This window comes from Flagellimonas cixiensis (assembly GCF_042134615.1).
GTDB classification, from domain to species: Bacteria; Bacteroidota; Bacteroidia; order Flavobacteriales; family Flavobacteriaceae; genus Flagellimonas; species Flagellimonas cixiensis.
This window is the reverse complement of sequence record NZ_CP169639.1, coordinates 1,923,391-1,941,543: the sequence shown is the minus strand read 5'-3', so window position 1 is coordinate 1,941,543 and position 18,153 is coordinate 1,923,391. Positions and strand designations below refer to the sequence as shown.

The 18,153-nt window shown below is 41.2% G+C and carries 14 protein-coding genes; 11 read left to right on the top strand and 3 right to left on the bottom strand.

The genetic code is table 11. The annotated features are described in order from the left end of the window. Positions 1-105 precede the first annotated feature (105 nt). From polA to ABT310_RS08625, 5 genes are all read left to right on the top strand, one after another. Positions 106-2,940: a DNA polymerase I gene (gene polA, locus ABT310_RS08645; RefSeq protein ID WP_375323503.1), complete on the top strand. Its 2,835-nt coding sequence runs from the start codon at positions 106-108 to the stop codon at positions 2,938-2,940. Between the two features lie 114 nt (positions 2,941-3,054). After that, positions 3,055-4,485 carry an ATP-binding protein gene (locus ABT310_RS08640; protein ID WP_375323502.1) on the top strand — a complete coding sequence of 477 codons (1,431 nt, stop codon included), beginning with the start codon at positions 3,055-3,057 and terminating at the stop codon, positions 4,483-4,485. Positions 4,486-4,545: 60 nt separating this feature from the next. Then, positions 4,546-5,748, top strand: coding sequence for a nitrate/nitrite transporter (locus ABT310_RS08635; protein WP_375323501.1), 1,203 nt, complete (start codon positions 4,546-4,548; stop codon positions 5,746-5,748). 68 nt (positions 5,749-5,816) lie between these two features. Continuing rightward, positions 5,817-6,638, top strand: a complete 822-nt coding sequence (locus ABT310_RS08630; protein ID WP_375323500.1) for an NIPSNAP family protein — start codon at positions 5,817-5,819, stop codon at positions 6,636-6,638. Positions 6,639-6,646: 8 nt separating this feature from the next. Next, complete coding sequence (locus ABT310_RS08625; RefSeq protein ID WP_375323499.1) at positions 6,647-6,925, top strand: thioredoxin family protein; 279 nt, start codon at positions 6,647-6,649, stop codon at positions 6,923-6,925. 73 nt (positions 6,926-6,998) lie between these two features. On the opposite strand, the gene ABT310_RS08620 is transcribed toward ABT310_RS08625, so the two are convergent. Beyond that, positions 6,999-7,562, bottom strand: a complete 564-nt coding sequence (locus ABT310_RS08620; protein ID WP_375323498.1) for a hypothetical protein — start codon at positions 7,560-7,562, stop codon at positions 6,999-7,001. Positions 7,563-7,742: 180 nt separating this feature from the next. Here ABT310_RS08620 and ABT310_RS08615 point away from each other — a divergent pair, with 180 nt between their 5' ends. Then, positions 7,743-8,492 carry a sulfite exporter TauE/SafE family protein gene (locus tag ABT310_RS08615; protein ID WP_375323497.1) on the top strand — a complete coding sequence of 250 codons (750 nt, stop codon included), beginning with the start codon at positions 7,743-7,745 and terminating at the stop codon, positions 8,490-8,492. On the opposite strand, the gene ABT310_RS08610 is transcribed toward ABT310_RS08615, so the two are convergent. Further along, complete coding sequence (locus ABT310_RS08610) at positions 8,468-8,923, bottom strand: MarR family winged helix-turn-helix transcriptional regulator (protein ID WP_375323496.1); 456 nt, start codon at positions 8,921-8,923, stop codon at positions 8,468-8,470. The genes ABT310_RS08615 and ABT310_RS08610 overlap by 25 nt on opposite strands. A 167-nt stretch (positions 8,924-9,090) precedes the next feature. Between ABT310_RS08610 and hppD the strand changes: the two genes are divergently transcribed. The 5 genes from hppD to ABT310_RS08585 all read left to right on the top strand — a co-directional run bounded on the left by hppD (position 9,091) and on the right by ABT310_RS08585 (position 15,117). After that, entirely contained in the window at positions 9,091-10,224 is a 1,134-nt protein-coding gene (gene hppD, locus ABT310_RS08605; RefSeq protein ID WP_375323495.1) for a 4-hydroxyphenylpyruvate dioxygenase, read from the top strand. 79 nt (positions 10,225-10,303) lie between these two features. Next, positions 10,304-11,461, top strand: a complete 1,158-nt coding sequence (locus ABT310_RS08600; RefSeq protein WP_375323494.1) for a homogentisate 1,2-dioxygenase — start codon at positions 10,304-10,306, stop codon at positions 11,459-11,461. A 246-nt stretch (positions 11,462-11,707) separates the two neighbouring features. Then, a complete protein-coding gene (fahA, locus tag ABT310_RS08595) occupies positions 11,708-12,928 on the top strand; it encodes a fumarylacetoacetase (RefSeq protein WP_375323493.1) in 1,221 nt (406 codons plus the stop codon). 207 nt (positions 12,929-13,135) lie between these two features. Then, positions 13,136-14,005 (top strand): flavin reductase family protein, encoded by an 870-nt coding sequence (locus ABT310_RS08590; protein ID WP_375323492.1) that lies wholly within the window; start codon positions 13,136-13,138, stop codon positions 14,003-14,005. Between the two features lie 11 nt (positions 14,006-14,016). Then, positions 14,017-15,117: a pyridoxal phosphate-dependent aminotransferase gene (locus ABT310_RS08585; protein WP_375323491.1), complete on the top strand. Its 1,101-nt coding sequence runs from the start codon at positions 14,017-14,019 to the stop codon at positions 15,115-15,117. Between the two features lie 355 nt (positions 15,118-15,472). Here the strand turns inward: ABT310_RS08585 and ABT310_RS08580 are convergent, their stop codons facing one another. Then, a complete protein-coding gene (locus ABT310_RS08580; protein WP_375326166.1) occupies positions 15,473-18,103 on the bottom strand; it encodes a DUF5916 domain-containing protein in 2,631 nt (876 codons plus the stop codon). Positions 18,104-18,153 lie beyond the last annotated feature (50 nt).

The window sequence follows — 18,153 nt, the reverse complement described above, 5'->3', positions numbered from 1 at the left end:
GTCATAACTTCTCAAATCTAATATCTCAATTCTCATATCTTTTAATCTTCAATTCGTACTTTTAAAAACTCGTACTTCTAACTTTGTACTTCAAAAAATTATACCATGTCTGATCAAAAAAGACTTTTCCTTTTAGACGCCTACGCACTTATATTTCGCGGCTACTACGCCCTTATAAAAAATCCAAGAATCAACTCCAAGGGAATGGACACATCTGCCATTATGGGATTTATGAATTCCCTTTTTGATGTGATCAAACGCGAACAACCCGACCACTTGGCCGTGGCATTTGACAAAGGTGGCAGTGTAGAGCGCACCGAACTTTTTGAGGACTACAAGGCCAATCGGGATGAGACGCCCGATGCTATCCGAATAGCAGTGCCTTATATTCAACAAATATTGGAAGCCATGAAAATTCCTGTTGTGGTTTTGGAGGGCTACGAAGCGGATGATCTTATTGGCACTTTGGCCAAACAGGCCGAAAAAGAAAACTACAAAGTTTTTATGGTGACGCCCGATAAGGATTTCGGACAATTGGTGAGCGAGAATATTTTCATGTACCGTCCAGCTCGAATGGGTAACGGGATTGAAATCTGGGGGATTCCCGAGGTACAAAAACGCTTTGGAGTAAAACGTCCAGAGCAGGTCATCGACTATTTGGGAATGATGGGTGATGCCAGTGACAATATTCCGGGTTTTCCGGGTGTTGGGGACAAAACCGCTAAAAAATTCTTGGAGCAATTCGATTCTTTGGAAGGTTTGCTGGCCAATACCGACAAGTTGAAAGGCAAAATGAAGGAGAAAATCGAGGAAAATGCCGAGTTGGGTCGTTTATCACGAAAACTGGCCGAAATTAAAACGGATTGCGACGTTCAATTCCATGCCGAGGATTACGAAATGTGTCCTCCAGATGCAGAAAAAGTGCAGGAAATCTTCGAAGAATTGGAATTCCGAAGACTGAAAGATCAATTCATTAAACTATTTACCGAAGAGGCCGAAACAAGTACGTCTGTGACCAGCACAAAAACTGCGAAAGAAGAAGCCAAAGTAGCAGGCAGTGGTCAATTTACCTTGTTTGGGGGTGATCCAACCGAAGCCGCAGCCACCATTAAAGATGTAAACAGCCGAAATACCATTGCCGATGTTTCGCATTTGTACCAAAACGTGGAAAACGGATTGGGCATGGAACTCTTTTTGGAAATGCTGATGAAGCAACCCTCCGTTTGTTTTGATACCGAGACCACCTCATTAAATCCGTTGGAAGCCGAGTTGGTGGGTATCGCCTTTAGTTGGTCGCCAGGAAAAGGATTTTATGTGCCGTTTCCCGATAACGAGAACGATGCCAAACCCTTGATTGAAAAACTACGCCCGTTTTTTGAATCCGAGGACATTGAAAAGGTGGGGCAAAACTTAAAATACGACATTAAAGTAATGCAAAACTATGGTGTGGAAGTCAAGGGCAAACTGTTCGATACCATGTTGGCCCATTACCTCATCAATCCCGATATGAGGCATAATATGGATGTGCTTGCGGAAACTTACCTCAACTATACACCTATTTCCATTACGGAACTCATCGGCAAAAAAGGGAAGAACCAACTCAGCATGCGCCAAGTTCCTTTGGAAAAACAAACCGAATATGCCGTGGAGGATGCCGATGTCACCTTTCAACTAGGGTTAAAATTTACGCCTGAATTAAAAGAGGCCCACACAGACAAGTTATTTGATGAAATTGAAATTCCTTTGGTCCGCGTGCTTGCAGATATGGAGTTGGAGGGCATCAATTTGGACAAGGATTACTTAGAGGGTCTTTCAGAGCAATTGGATAAGGATATCAAGGAACTGGAACAAAATATTTACAAAGAGGCTGGGGAAGAATTCAACATCGCCTCCCCAAAACAGTTGGGCGATATTCTTTTTGGAAAATTGAAGTTGGTGGACAAACCCAAAAAAACCAAAACAGGTCAGTTTTCTACTTCGGAAGATGTACTCTCTTATTTGGCAAAAGACCACGAAATCATTAAAAATGTGTTGGATTACCGCGGATTGGCAAAACTGAAAAGCACCTATGTGGATGCCTTGCCCAACGAAGTACAACCAAAAACAGGTCGCGTGCATACCGATTATATGCAAACGGTGGCAGCTACAGGTCGTTTGAGCAGCAACAATCCGAACTTGCAAAATATTCCTATCCGAACTGAACGTGGACGACAGGTGCGAAAAGCATTTATTCCGCGTGATGAAAACTATGTGTTGTTGGCAGCGGATTATTCCCAGATAGAATTGCGCATTATTGCGGCCTTGAGCGAAGAAGACACCATGATTTCTGCATTTAAAAATGGAGAGGACATTCATGCTTCCACTGCCTCCAAAGTATTTAATGTGCCGATTGAGGAAGTGACCCGCGAACAACGTAGCAATGCCAAAACGGTGAACTTCGGGATTATTTATGGGGTTTCGGCCTTTGGGTTGAGCAACCAAACGGATTTGAGCCGTTCGGAGGCCAAAGAACTCATAGACACCTATTACAAAACCTACCCGAAATTGCGCAATTACATCAGCGAGCAGATAGATTTTGCTCGTGATCATGGGTATGTGCAAACCGTTTTGGGGCGTCGTAGATATTTAAAAGACATCAATGCAGGGAACCAAGTGGTGCGCGGTGCTGCGGAACGTAACGCGGTGAATGCCCCCATCCAAGGGAGTGCTGCGGACATCATTAAAATTGCGATGATCAACATCCATAAAAAACTTTCCGAAGGCAAATACAAGACCAAAATGCTTTTGCAGGTGCACGATGAATTGGTGTTCGATTGCTACAAACCGGAATTGGAAGAAATGAAACAACTGATCAAATCGGAAATGGAAAATGCCTACAAACTTTCCGTACCCTTGGATGTGGAAGTTGGGATTGGTGAGAATTGGTTGGAGGCGCATTAGAAACACCAAATAAGCTCAATCATCTACTTTAAATTTCTTATTTCCACTATTTATTAAAAATAAAGTCAAATAGTTGACTTTATTTATTATTTTAGCTATATCTAATTGAGACTTATGATAAAGGAAATTTCTAAAAAACAAGTACTGGATAGAATAAGATTCGAAAATCCTTGGTGGGTTGATGGTCACATTGAAGATGATTACAACCAAATGCCAAGAAGGCTTTATTTTGAACTTTTCAAGCCCCTTGTTTATGAAAGGGAAGTTAGAAGAGCTGTGGTTTTAATGGGTCCACGAAGGGTAGGAAAAACAGTAATGCTTTTTCATCTGGTCGAAGATTTGATCAGTAGTGGAATAAATCCAAAAAAAATCATATTCATCACTATAGAAAATCCCATTTATAACAATATTCCTCTCGAACAGCTATTTACTTATGCAAAAGAGGCCACTGGACTTAAGGATAAAGAGGATTGGCACATTATCTATGATGAAATCCAATATTGTAGGGATTGGGAGGTACATCTGAAATCATTGGTAGATAGTTACAGAAAAGACAAATTTATAGTTTCTGGTTCTGCTGCGGCCGCACTCAAGTTTGCCAGCACAGAAAGTGGAGCTGGAAGATTTACTGATTTTTTGTTGCCTCCATTAACATTTAACGAATACATTTCACTAAAAGGTTTGGATAGGATTATTACCACCACCAAATTAAAATGGAAAGAACACGTTACTGAATTTTATACCTCCTCCCATCTTGATGAATTGAACAAGCACTTTCTGGATTATATAAACTTCGGCGGGTACCCTGAAGTAATCTTTTCAGATAAAATACAGGCCAACCCTGGGAGATACATCAGACAGGATATAGTAGACAAAGTGCTTCTAAGGGATTTACCAAGTCTATATGGAATAAGTGATACCAGAGAATTGAATTCGTTGTTTACCACAATCGCCTATAATAGTGGAGGTGAATTTTCACTTGAAACCCTAAGTAAACAATCCCAAGTACCAAAGAATACGCTAAAAAAGTATATTGAATACTTGGAAGCCGCATATTTAATTAAGCAAGTAAGGCGCATTGACCAAAGTGGGAAGCGTTTTAAAAGAGATAATTTTTTTAAAATCTATTTAACTAATCCATCACTAAGGAGTGCACTGTTTTCGCCTATGTCAACCACCGATGAAATGATGGGAAACATGGTAGAAACTGCAATATTTGCCCAATGGATGCATCGCGATTGGTTCACGCCTTGGTATGCCAGGTGGACAGGGGGCGAAGTAGATATGGTTGGTTTAAGTGAGTCGACATTACAACCGTTGTGGGCACTCGAAATAAAATGGTCAAACAGATATTTTGACAAACCAAATGAATTAAAGAGTCTTTACAAGTTCTGTAGTGAGAGTAATTTAAATAATCCAATTGTAACAACTATTGACAAAGAGGGAGAAAAAGAATTTAATGGGATAAACATTCAATTTCTTCCTTCTTCTGCCTACGCATATACAGTGGGCAGAAACACCTTAGAAATAAAGAAAAACATGTAAAATAGGCATTGACAGTAAAGTGTTAAGCTTTAGTCATTTATACACCCAAAAGACTCTTCCGTGAAACCCTCCAAAATCATACTCCCCATCATTGTGTTTTCGCAATTTTGCTGTACTTCGCTTTGGTTTGCGGGCAATGGGGTAATGCAAGACTTGGTGGCCACTTTTGGGTTAAGTAATAGCGCTGTTGGGCATTTGACCTCGGCTGTGCAGTTTGGGTTTATCGTGGGCACACTTCTTTTTGCCATTTTATCCATAGCAGACCGCTTTTCGCCCTCCAAAGTGTTCTTAAGCTGCGCCATTTTGGGTGCAATCTTTAATCTTGGAGTTGTTTGGGAGGGCAATAGCTTAGCAAGTCTCCTGAATTTTCGATTTTTTACGGGTTTTTTCCTAGCTGGTATTTATCCTGTAGGCATGAAGATTGCCGCAGATTATTACGAAAAAGGATTGGGCAAATCGTTGGGCTTTTTGGTAGGAGCCTTGGTGGTTGGTACTGCTTTTCCGCATTTATTAAAAAACATGGCCTATGCCTTTCCTTGGAAAATGGTACTGGTAGCCACTTCAAGCTTGGCAGTTTTGGGCGGATTGCTCATGTTGAGTTTCGTCCCAGATGGTCCATTCCGAAAACCGAGTCAAAAACTGGAACTATCGGCGTTTGTAAAAGTATTTCAGCACCCAAAGTTTCGTGCCGCTGCATTCGGCTATTTTGGACATATGTGGGAACTCTACACCTTTTGGGCTTTTGTCCCGATCATGCTACAAACCTATGCTTGGGCACACCCAGAAATTTCATTTAACATTCCGTTGCTATCATTTTTAATTATTGCCCTAGGCGGATTGGCTTGCGTTGCCGGAGGGTTTTTGTCGCAGCGATTGGGCACCAAAAAAGTGGCTTTTATAGCGCTATTGCTTTCTTGCTGTTGTTGTTTAGTTTCGCCTTTACTGTTTGGTCAATCATCAGAAACACTTTTTATCGCTTTTCTTATTTTTTGGGGTTTGGTGGTGATTGCCGACTCTCCCCTATTTTCAACTTTGGCGGCACAAAACGCATCTCCAGAAATTAAGGGAACTGCTCTTACGATTGTCAATTGTATCGGATTTGCCATTACCATCATCAGTATTCAATTATTGAACATCATGAGAACCTGGACTTCTTCCAACTTTATATATATGGTTTTGGCCATTGGTCCCATTTTAGGGTTGTTGGCATTGGTTACAAAAAGTAAAACCGCTATTGATTCAGAAAACAAAATCCACAATTAATCCGTATCTTGAAATGTCGTTTTGGAAACATAAAAAAACGGCCTCACAACAAACTAAACTGCTGAACAATGAAAACCATCAAAATCCTCCCCTTGCTGCTTACTTTAGCGGCATTGACCAACTGTGGAAACCCCAACGCCGAAACAACTGAAAATTCCACCACACCCGAAACGGTGCAAGAGGAAAGGGAATTTTATCAACTTAAAATCTATTCTTTCAGCACTGACGAGCAAATATCCACTACAGATGATTACTTGAAAAATGCCTTTATGCCTGCTGTAAAAAAACAGGGTATTGACAACGTTGGCGTATTTAAATTTATTACCAATGAAACGGATACGGTACACAAAACCTTTGTATTACTTCCTTTTAAAAGCTTGGAACAGTTTAAGGAACTGGACAACAAACTTATGGAAGATGAGACTTATTTGACGGCAGGCAGTGCCTACCTCAATGCCAATTATGATAATCCTCCCTATGAAAATATAGAGTCCATCGTAATGCAGGCTTTCACCGATATGCCAATGATGGCAACACCCAATTTAGAGGGGCCTCGCGAAAACCGAATTTATGAAATGCGTAGTTATGAATCGCCCACGGAAAAATATTATATCAACAAGGTAGATATGTTCAATGCCGGTGGTGAGGTAAAATTATTTGACCGTTTAAATTTCAATGCCGTGTTTTATGGGGAAGTATTATCGGGTCCGAAGATGCCCAATTTAATGTACATGACCACCCATGCCGACATGGATACCAGGAATAAAAACTGGGAGGCTTTTGTGGATTCTCCAGAATGGAAGGAACTTGTTGCCATGCCCAAATATGAAAACAACGTGAACCATGCCGATATTTGGTTCCTTTACCCCACTGAATATTCTGATTATTGATTCCATAAATGATTGAACTGATCTACTTCACAGGCAAAACTTGCGGAGTTTGCAAAGCGCTCAAACCAAAACTATTGGAAGCAGCACAAGAGAACTTTCCCAAGGTTAACATCCGTGTGGTTGATGTAGAAGAGGAAAAGGAGTTTACAGGACAGTCCATGGTGTTTACCTTGCCGGTGATCATCCTTAAGGTTGATGACAAGGAAATGTACCGATTTGCACGTAGTTTTTCCATTTATGAAGTATTGGATAAGTTAAAGCGACTTGAAGAAAACACGAGCCAGTAATAAAGTTTCTTGTATTTAACCAAATAAAAAAGGCACCCCTCAAGGTGCCTTTTTCATCTTCTTCATAGCATATTTAGTTGCCAAAATTATTGGCTAGTCGTGGTTTAGGGGCTTTGCTCCTTATAAACAAATCCGTAAGCGGTTTAAAGTGTCGCTTCCACTGGTATGGAGCAAAATCGAACCACAACTTAACTTCTGGGGCATTGTCTTCCGCAACTTCGAAACCACCTTCGATGGTAAAATCCAATCGGTCGAACGAATTGGCAGATTCTTCCTCCCCATCCTGATAGGTAAACTGGTTTCCCCAACCTGCTAGGTAAAAACGCAAAGTTGTGTAGGCACCTTTGGGTAAGGAAAGGACACTTTTGGAACGCAAAAATGTTCCAGATGCAATTCCTTTTAAGGAAACTGGGTTTTGACCAGGAAAATCTATTATAAAATGTTCGTTACCATTTTCGTCTATTGCGGCAAACTTGGTAATGTTCAGCATCATTTCTGAAACCTTGAGCGAGGTAGCAGGCTCGTTTCGTAAGATCAACTCGGCACTCTCGTTCTTGGATTTGTACCAACCTTCCATCACATGTGGTGCGTAAGGCGCTGTTGACCATATTGTTGGATAAAAATTTGTCTTTTTCATAGCAATTGTAATAGCATAACTATACGGGTACAAAGTTGCGGCAGTTTTCCTACCACCACGTCCAATAAATTATCCATTTACTATGCTGAATTACCCTAATTTGGTTATTTTAAGATTATTTTAGGTTAAAATGACATAAGATTAACTTCCGTAACGGTAACCGCACTATCTTTCAGAAGTATGAAAATCAGCTATGTTTTTTTGTTATTAGCGCTTGTGGCCGAAATTATTGGGACCATCGGCGGTTTTGGCTCCTCAGTGTTTTTTGTGCCCTTGGGAAATTTTTATTTTGATTTCTATTCTGTGCTGGGTATGACCGCTATTTTTCACCTATCGAGTAACCTCAGTAAGATCTTTCTTTTTAAAAAAGGTTTGGACAAAATGCTTTTGCTCTATATCGGGGTGCCTTCCGTTCTTTTTGTGATTATCGGTGGTTTTCTTTCAAAATTGGTGAATGGTTATTATCTGGAAATCGTATTAGGTGTATTTTTAGTGGTTTTCAGTCTTTTGTTCCTAATCAAGAGTGAAATTGTAGTCCTCCCCAACAAAAAGAATGCCATTGTTGGGGGAACCCTGTCTGGAATGTCTGCAGGACTTTTGGGAACTGGTGGTGCCATTCGAGGGTTGACCATGGCCGCCTTTAACTTGGAAAAAAGTGCCTTTATTGCGACCTCTGCCTTTATTGATTTTATGATTGATTTCTCGCGGACTTTTGTCTACTATGAAAATGGATATATCGGCAAGCAAGAGCTCATGTACCTGCCATTTTTATTGGTTATTGGATTGGTGGGCACTTATCTGGGCAAGAGAATATTGCACTACATCCCCCAAGATAAATTCAAAAAGATCAGTTTGATTTTGATTTTATTGATTGGTTTGGTCACCATCGCCAAATTGGCCTTTGATCAATGGGGCTCCGTTTCGTCGTAGTTGTTCTCTATTTGGTTCAAAACACTTAAAAAAGTGGCAAATTGGGCAGGGTCAATATCTTTCACCGCCAATTTTCGTAATTGCATGGCCGTGGGTAAGGTCAAATCCAAAATTTCCTTTCCTTGAGGTGTTAGCTCAAGCTTGAATCGTTTTTGATCACCCTCAAATCGGGTTTTCGATATCCAACCCTTCTTTTCCAGCCCACCGATAACCCGAGAGGTAGTGGCACGGTTCCTAAAATTGTTCTTTACAATATCACGTTGACTGGCTTTATCCCCCAACAAATAAATCTGATACAAAATCACCCATTGCTCAATGGTAGTGTCCACGCCCAATTCCTCAAAAGCCTTGAGATAGGCTTTTTGAATCTTACGAAGCACCAAATCCAAGTGGTACCCCATTCCCTGTATTTCATCTATTCGATTGAGCATGTAGTCAACAAAAATAGGGATTCAGACTTTTATATTGGACGTCTCCAAAAATACCCTAATCAATTTTAACCTAAAATTTGCTCAACGAAAGCGATTTCGTACATCATTTTTATTATTTTTGTTGTTGATGCAACAAAAAAGAATTGAACAATAAAACAAAACAAGCAATGGAAACTACAACACTTCCTAAATCAAAAGATACCTCACAAGACTTTATGCCCATTAATGGGACCGATTATATTGAACTTTATGTAGGCAACTCTAAACAGGCCGCACATTTTTACAAAACCGCTTTTGGTTTTCAATCTTTGGCAAAAGCTGGATTGGAAACAGGCCTAAAAGACCGTGAAAGCTATGTGGTGGTTCAGGATAAAATTAGATTGGTGCTTACCTCTCCCCTTAAAAGTGGTACCGCAATAGGTGAACATATCGACAAACACGGTGACGGAGTAAAAGTGGTTGCCCTTTGGGTAGAAGATGCCACTTACGCCTACAACGCAGCTATGGAACGTGGTGCAAAATCGTATATGGAACCAACCGTAGAAGAAGACAAAAATGGAAAAGTGGTTCGCTCTGGAATTTACACTTATGGTGAAACAGTACACGTTTTTGTGGAGCGTAAAGATTACGAAGGCACTTTTCTTCCAGGATTTGTGCAATGGGAAACCCCGGATTACAATCCAACTTCAACAGGATTAAAATTTGTGGACCATATGGTGGGCAATGTAGGTTGGAACAAAATGAACCATTGGGTAAGTTTTTATGAAAACGTACTTGGGTTCCACAACATCCTTTCTTTTGATGACAATGATATTTCCACAGAATACACCGCTTTGATGAGTAAGGTGATGAGCAACGGAAATGGTCGAATCAAATTCCCCATCAACGAACCCGCAGAAGGCAAGAAAAAATCGCAGGTAGAAGAATATTTGGATTTTTATGAGGGAGAAGGTGTTCAGCATATTGCCGTAGCTACCGATAATATTATTCAAACTGTTCGAGATTTGAAGAGCAGAGGCGTAGAGTTTTTACGCGTTCCAGAAACCTATTACGATGCCGTGAGCGACCGTGTGGGCGAAATCGACGAAGATATTGCTCCGCTACGTGAATTGGGCATTTTGGTGGATCGCGACGATGAAGGCTACTTACTTCAAATTTTTACAAAGCCCGTAGAGCCTAGACCTACCATGTTCTTTGAAATCATTCAAAGAAAAGGGGCGCAATCTTTCGGAAAAGGAAACTTTAAAGCCTTGTTTGAAGCCATTGAACGTGAACAAGAACTTAGAGGCACATTGCATTAAAAATCGTAAATTTTAAGTGTTAAGTTTTGAGTTGTGTCTAAAACTCATCACTTAACACTTTACACTTAAAACTAAAGCAATGCCTATTTATCATAAACTCGGGAAAATTCCGCAAAAACGGCATACCCAATTCGAAAAACCGAATGGTGGACTCTACTACGAGCAACTTTTCGGCACTATCGGATTTGATGGCATGTCGTCACTCTCCTACCATGTTCACAGACCTACACAGGTGAAAGAAATTGGAAAGGCGATTGACGTAAGCCCAAAAATTGCGGTGGCGAAAAATATCACCAGTCGAAAGTTTATAGGATTTGATGTGGCTCCCAAAGATGATTTTTTGGAGGCACGCGAACCCCTTTTGGTGAACAACGACGTTCATGTTGGTTTGGCTGCTCCCAGAAAATCTGTCACCGATTATTTTTATAAAAATGCAGATGCCGATGAGATGCTTTTTATCCAGCGAGGGTCGGGAACCTTAAAAACTTTTTTAGGCAACATTCCTTTTGAATATGGAGATTACCTCATCATTCCAAGGGGCATGATCTATCAAATTGAATTTGATACGGAGGACAACCGCATTTTATATGCAGAATCATTCCATCCCATTTATACCCCAAAACGCTATCGCAACTGGTTTGGGCAACTTTTGGAACATTCCCCTTTTTGTGAACGCGACTACAAATTGCCGCAAGAGCTCGAAACTTTTGATGAAAAGGGCGAGTTTGTAATGAAAATCAAAAAGCAGGGCATGTTGCACCAACTTGTTTATGCCACCCACCCTTTTGATGTGGTCGGCTGGGACGGTTACAATTACCCCTACGGATTTTCCATCCATAATTTTGAACCCATTACAGGTCGAGTGCACCAACCGCCACCTGTGCACCAAACTTTTGAGACCAGTGCTTTTGTGGTGTGTTCGTTCTGCCCGAGGTTGTACGATTATCATCCAAAAGCGATTCCTGCGCCTTACAACCATTCCAATATAGATTCGGACGAGGTGCTATATTATGTGGATGGAGATTTTATGAGCCGAACAGGTATTGGGCCCGGTTATATTTCGTTACACCCTGCTGGAATTCCACACGGACCGCACCCTGGTACCTATGAAGCGAGTATTGGCAAACAAGGTACGGAAGAATTGGCCGTGATGATTGATACATTCAAACCTTTGCAAGTAACAGAGAATGCCCTCAAAATTGATGATGGCAAGTACTATAAATCGTGGTTGGAGTAAATTGAATGTCATTTCGAAATGAGCGAAGCGATTGAGAAATCTCAATTTTAGATTTCTCACATTCGTTCGAAATGACAAAAAATAGGTTTGTGATTTCGACTTCCTGCCTGCCGCAGGCTGACGCTCAATCACCTTTTTAATAAAAATATAGATTTTTAGTGGATGCTGAGCGTAGCCGAAGCATCAACGGCAAACCAAAATAAAGATAGATTCCCGTTTTCACGGGAATGACATAAACGAACTTGAATGATCATAGAAATACCTGAAAACTCGGATTTTTCGATTCACAATATTCCTTTCGGGATTTTTTCCACTGTAGACAGGAGTCCACGGGTGGGTGTCGCCATTGGTGACCATATTTTGGATTTGGCCGCTGTGGCCGAATTGGATGTATTTGAATTCAATACTGCCCTTTTGGAAAAAGATACCTTGAACGATTTTATTTCGCTTGGAAAAGAAATCACCGCAAGGGTTCGTAAAAAGATTCAATTTTGGTTAAAAGACGACCAATCCGTTTTAGCTGGAAAACCTGAACTTTTCGTGAAACAGTCCGAAGCCCAAATGCATATGCCTGTTTCAGTGGGTGATTATACGGATTTTTATTCAAGTTTGGAGCACGCTACCAATGTTGGGAAAATGTTCCGTGACCCCGAAAATGCGCTTTTGCCGAATTGGAAACATATTCCCGTTGGCTATCATGGCAGAGCAAGTTCCATTATCGTGAGCGGACAATCCATCCACAGACCCAAAGGTCAAACATTGCCGAAAGGTGAAACTACTCCTGTTTTTGGTCCCACCAAACGATTGGATTTTGAATTGGAAATCGGTTTTATCTGCGCAAAAGACACCGCATTGGGAGATTCCATTTCAACCAGTGAAGCCGAAGATTACATTTTTGGCTTGGTCCTATTCAACGATTGGTCAGCTAGGGATATCCAAAAATGGGAGTACGTACCACTAGGTCCTTTCTTGGCCAAAAATTTCGCATCCTCCATTTCGCCTTGGGTGGTAACCTTAGAAGCCTTGGAGCAATTCAAAACCGAAGGCCCGAAACAAGAACCCGAGGTATTGCCTTATTTAAAATATGAAGGGAAAAAGAATTACGATATCAACCTTGAGGTGAGTATCACCCCTGAAAATGAAAAAGAAACAACGGTTTGCCAAAGCAATTTCAAACATATGTATTGGAATATGAGTCAGCAATTGGCACATCATACCGTAAATGGGTGCAACATTGCTATTGGGGATTTGATGGCCTCAGGAACCATTTCAGGCAAAGAAGAAAACAGTTTTGGTTCTATGTTGGAATTATCTTGGGGTGGCTCTAAAAAAATCAAACTAGATGACGGCCCGGAACGCACTTTTATAGAAGACGGAGATACCGTCACGCTTCGTGGTTTCGCCCAAAAAGGCGATATTAGAGTCGGATTTGGAGCAGTGAGCACTAAAGTGTTGCCTGCAAAATAAATGCGGTGGTTGAGCGCAGTCAAAACCACTGTGAATTTAATGTGACTTCGACTACGCTCAGTCACCAAAATAAGAAATTAAATAGATTATTCACAGATACTGAGCGGAATCGAAGCAACCGAAATAGAATTGTGACTTCGGCTTCGCTCAGTCACCTTTGAAATTAAATAGATTCCCGCTTTCGCGGGAATGACAGTAATACATAATATGATCAAAACCATAGACCCATCAACATCCAATAATTTGGAATTGTACAACCTTATGTCGACCGCCATTGCGCCACGACCCATTTGTTTTGCAAGTACAGTGGACAAAAACGGGAATGTAAACCTGAGCCCGTTCAGCTTTTTCAATATGTTCAGTTCCAATCCGCCCGTAATGATATTTTCACCTGCGCGAAGTGGTCGGGACAATTCCTTAAAAAACACACATGAAAATGTTTTGGAGGTACCTGAGGTGGTCATCAATGTGGTGAACCACGACATGGTGGAGCAAATGTCGCTTTCAAGTACGGCCTACGCCAAAGGAGTAAACGAATTTGTAAAAGCCGGGTTTACCGAAATTCCCAGTGAAAAGGTAAAACCACCCCGCGTAGCCGAATCCCCAATTTCTTTTGAATGTTCAGTGCAAGAGGTGATTGAATTGGCACAAACTCCTGGTGCAGGTAATTTGGTGATTGCAAAAGTAGAGCTGATCCACGTGGATGAAAAATATTTCACCGAAGGCATTTTGGATACCGAAAAATTGGATTTGGTAGGCAGAATGGGCGGCAATTGGTACATCCGAGCCATAAAAGAATCCCTATTTGAAGTGACCAAACCTATCCGCTCATTGGGCATTGGGGTTGATGCTTTACCTAAAGGTATTCGCAACAGCGATGTACTCACTGGAAATGATTTAGGCCGTTTGGGAAATTTGGAGCATTTGCCCTCTGCTTCTGAAATTGATGTAACAGGAGTTTTGGAAGGTGGCGAAGCATTATCGAAAAGAGACATCCATTTATTGGCCCAGCGTATACTGAAGGATGGCAATACCAAAAAAGCCATGGTGCTGTTGCTTTATGGGGAGGGTTTGTAAAGATGATTTAAATGAAAAAAGACATAAAATCCATTTTTAAGGCACATTTAGTGCCCAAAGAGGTGTACAAAGGAGGAAAAAACATTCCACCGACCGATAAAAAAATATACAAACTTTCTTCCAACGAAAATCCATTGGGTGCTTCGCCTAAGGCCATTGCCGCAATCAAAGCCGCTTTGGATCATATTGATATTTATCCTGATCAGACCGATATCCGTTTACGGGAAGCTTTGTTGAAAGATTTTGAGGGCCAATTGACTGCCGAGCAGTTTTTGTGCGGTAACAGTGGTTCGGAGATTTTGGATATCCTGCTTCGAGCTTTTATCAATGAAGGGGACGAAGTAATTTTTTCCAACCCTTGTTTTCTACCCTATTCCGTTTTTTCGAGATGGTACGGTGCCAAACAAGTGGATGTTCCCCTTTTGGCTCCTAACTACGAATTGGATGTTGCGGGTATTTTGAATGCCATTAACGAGAAGACCAAAATCATTTTTTTGACCAGTCCCAATAATCCCACAGGCACCTACATTCCAAAATCAGTGATGGATGATTTTATGGCCCGAGTTCCCAAAAACATTGTGGTTGTTTTTGATGAGGTGTACCGTCATTTTGCAGATGCAGAAGATTATGTGACCGCGTTGCCGTATGTTTTGGAGGGTCATAATGTGGTTGGACTGAACAGTTTTTCCAAAACCTATGGTTTGGCCGGGCAACGTATTGGATATGGATACACCACTCCCACCATTGCCAACTATGTGCGATTAATTCATAAACCATTTTTACTTCCTTTGACTTCCATCGATGCCGCCATTGGCGCCCTGAACGATACCGAATTTATCAAGGAAACCGTAAAAACCGTTTTGGAGGGCCGAACTTTTATTGCCAAAGCCTTTGACGATTTAGGTATCAAATATTGGCCAAGTCAGGCTAACTTTTTTATCATCGACCCGCCTTTTCCTGAAATGGAATTCACCGATAAAATGATGGAAGAAGGGATTATGGTGCGTCCTGTTTCCCAATTTGGGGCACCTGGCAAGGTTCGAATCACCATAGGTGATGCTGAAGCGAATGCTGCTTTGGTTAAGGCGTTGCGGAAAATTATAAAAGATTAAAGAAATTCGTCAATTCGAGTGATTTTGAGGTGAAACACAAAATTGTATCGAGAATTAGAATTTCATTTTCACCAAACCAGTTCTCGATACTTTTTCCTAAAGGAAAAAACTCGAACTGAGGATTAGATTTTTGGATTCCTGCTTTCGCAGGAATGACAAACTGCCCAAAAGCCATCTCGACTGCTTGCCTTAGACAGTAGTCCATCTTAACTATAGAATTAGATTCTTCACTTCGTTCAGAATGACACCAAAATATGAACAAACGTCATGCTGAATTTTTCAGTATCTCATTAAATTGGATTTAGCAAACCATATTCAACACTTCGACTTCGCTCAGTGTCCGAACGGAATGACTTTAAAGCACAAACCGATAGGTTGCTTTCAACAAGAAAATGTTCTGGGGTTTCTGACCAAAAATGTTGTCTCCCAAACTCGGCAATAATCCTTCGGATGGGTCTCCACTTCGGGATACATCTTGCGACCAAACCAAGAATATTTCCGAACCTGGAATGTATTCCCAACGAATTACCAAATTGGATCGAAACTGCACAAAAGAGAAATCAGGATCATCAAAAGCAAAATCATCAATCCCATCCAAATCTTCATCAATACCATACACTCCATCCGCGTAAGAAGTTTGCTGCGGACCATATTGCATAAAACGATCCTCGAAACTCTTGGCCAACGGGTCCGTAATATATTTAAAATTGGAATAGCGACCTCGCGAAATAAAGGGTTGCCCCCAATACTGAATGGTTAAATTTGGATTGATGGTAAAATTCAACCGGAACGACATGCTTAAAGTACGCTGGTTGATTTCACCATTGAGGTACCTTGGACTACCATTTACATCCTCAAAATTAGTAATGAATTGCAATTTGTCGTGGTTTATCCGCAATGAAGGAAAGGCTGAGATTCGTAGTGCATTGATGGGTTGGTATACAAATCCTCCCTCTATATAATAGGTCTTTATGGAATTATCAACCGCCTTTCTTCCATTATGAAAGGCTGAAAACCTAATTTTTTTACGACTATCGGTATTCACACTGTTCCAAAAACTCATCCATGGGGATTGCCGTAGTCTTGGACCACCGCGCAGTGCAAAATTATCGTACTCCAAGGGTGCATAATTGAATCCAATATTGGTGAACCAGTTGCCTTTCCAATTTTGCCAACTATTGGTATTGAACTGAAGTGTATTATGGTTTCCAGCAAAATCCCAAGCCGTCCAATGGTTGTAATTGATGCCCACTCGCCTAAATGTGCTGTCGGGTTTTAGGGTTTGGTAGCCCACCCAAGTGTAATGGCGTATATCATCGGCTCGTCTTTGAAAACCGATATCATTGAGTTCCAATTCTGGGGAACGCCAAGTAGCACCAGATTCAAATTTCCAATGCCCGTTGCCGACTTTCCCAATTTGTACATTTCCACCTGTTCCAGTTAACGATGTTTTGGTTGTATCCACGCTTACATGGTCAGCATCCACCCTATTAAATAGGTGTCCAATGGATTGTTGGGTGTTTGTAATGGCTTCTTCGCTCCCTTTTACATGACTATATGTGATATTTCCGCCAATATACCAATCGCGGTTGGCCCATTGGTGCTTAAAATCAAAACCTCCCGTGTAGGCCGAAGTATGCAAAAAGTTTAAGGTTTCAGGAAGATTCTCACGATTGGTTGCCGTGAAAAGTCCACCAATATAGGAGTTCCGATTATTGAAATCCTTTTGAAGGCGCCCCACAAAATAATTCGTCATGGGCTCTACCATTTCCTTTCGTTCATCGCCTGTACCAGTTCTAATAATGGCATTTCTTCTTGCGGTCACACTCTCCAAAACGCCAATGGCCCATCCGTCTTTTGTTTTTCCACTGAATTTTGCCGCTCCTATTATAGGGGTATTGTCGGGTTGGTCTACAAACTCTCCATCATTGGTATTTGGATAGGATTGCGGACTTCTTCCAATACGGCGGGAATAAAACACATTATCAGACCCAAAGGTGTTCCCTGCTTCAGATTGCGAGACCCTAAAATCGAAGATATTCTTGTTCTCTACAAAAAATGGACGTCGTTCTTGAAAAAATATCTGAAATCCATCCAATGCAATAGCAGAAGGGTCGGCATCCACCTGACCAAAATCGGGGTTTACCGTCAAATCCAAGGTTAGATCATTGGTGATTCCAATTTTGGCATCGAGACCAACGGTAATATTACTTTCACTTCCATCCCGAAAGGGATTGCCCTCTTCAGCCTCGTAGGTTTCGGTTTTGGCCACGGTATAGGGTTGAATTTCCAATTGTTTTTGGGGTTGAATGTTTTTCAAACCGTGCAATTCTCCAAACTCACTTACCCAACCCGGTTGATCCACAGGTTTACGTTGCCAAAGGGAACGTTCTTCATTCCTAAAATATCGTCTGGTGGATTGAAGGCCCCAAACCTGTTCTTCTTCATTTCCAAACTTAAGTTGACTTAAAGGTATTCGAAGCTCAGCGGTCCAGCCTTCATCATCAATATGGGTTTTAACATACCAAATGGGGTTCCAACTAGCGTCCCAATTGTTTCCATTGTTTGATACAAATTCATCGCCCTTTACCCCTGCTGCCGTGATGCTAAAGGAAAAAGCCGTTCGCTTATCAAAATAACTGTCAATATTAAACTCTACCCAATCCCCTTCAAAACCATCACGTCGCGAAAGTCGTTTTACTATTTTATCGGGTTCGGCATCATAACAGCGCACACCTATATATAGGTTCTTGCTATCATAAAGTATTTTAAACTTGGTCTGTTCGGTGGGAGGAGTGTTTTCATCAGGTTGCCATTCAATATAATCGGTTCCCCATTCGACCATATCCCATGCTTGGTCTTCTAATATTCCATCTATGGCTGGAGCAGCCATTTCTCCCAAGGCCTGGGTCACATATATTTTCTTTTCAATAACTTCGGTAGAATCTTGAGCACTTGTTACAATGGAAACCAAAAGGCACAGCATGCCAAGGAAGGAGTGTTTCAAACTGTTTGTTTTTTGATTGATGATATTTT

What these genes read in the sequence shown, in the direction of transcription:
- polA (WP_375323503.1), top strand. Translation starts at nt 106, where the DNA reads ATGTCTGATCAAAAAAGACTTTTCCTTTTAGACGCCTACGCACTTATA.
- ABT310_RS08590 (WP_375323492.1), top strand. Translation starts at nt 13,136, where the DNA reads ATGATCAAAACCATAGACCCATCAACATCCAATAATTTGGAATTGTAC.
- ABT310_RS08585 (WP_375323491.1), top strand. Translation starts at nt 14,017, where the DNA reads ATGAAAAAAGACATAAAATCCATTTTTAAGGCACATTTAGTGCCCAAA.
- ABT310_RS08600 (WP_375323494.1), top strand. Translation starts at nt 10,304, where the DNA reads ATGCCTATTTATCATAAACTCGGGAAAATTCCGCAAAAACGGCATACC.
- ABT310_RS08630 (WP_375323500.1), top strand. Translation starts at nt 5,817, where the DNA reads ATGAAAACCATCAAAATCCTCCCCTTGCTGCTTACTTTAGCGGCATTG.
- ABT310_RS08580 (WP_375326166.1), bottom strand. Translation starts at nt 18,103, where the DNA reads ATGCTGTGCCTTTTGGTTTCCATTGTAACAAGTGCTCAAGATTCTACC.
- ABT310_RS08640 (WP_375323502.1), top strand. Translation starts at nt 3,055, where the DNA reads ATGATAAAGGAAATTTCTAAAAAACAAGTACTGGATAGAATAAGATTC.
- fahA (WP_375323493.1), top strand. Translation starts at nt 11,708, where the DNA reads ATGATCATAGAAATACCTGAAAACTCGGATTTTTCGATTCACAATATT.
- hppD (WP_375323495.1), top strand. Translation starts at nt 9,091, where the DNA reads ATGGAAACTACAACACTTCCTAAATCAAAAGATACCTCACAAGACTTT.
- ABT310_RS08625 (WP_375323499.1), top strand. Translation starts at nt 6,647, where the DNA reads ATGATTGAACTGATCTACTTCACAGGCAAAACTTGCGGAGTTTGCAAA.
- ABT310_RS08615 (WP_375323497.1), top strand. Translation starts at nt 7,743, where the DNA reads ATGAAAATCAGCTATGTTTTTTTGTTATTAGCGCTTGTGGCCGAAATT.
- ABT310_RS08610 (WP_375323496.1), bottom strand. Translation starts at nt 8,923, where the DNA reads ATGCTCAATCGAATAGATGAAATACAGGGAATGGGGTACCACTTGGAT.
- ABT310_RS08620 (WP_375323498.1), bottom strand. Translation starts at nt 7,562, where the DNA reads ATGAAAAAGACAAATTTTTATCCAACAATATGGTCAACAGCGCCTTAC.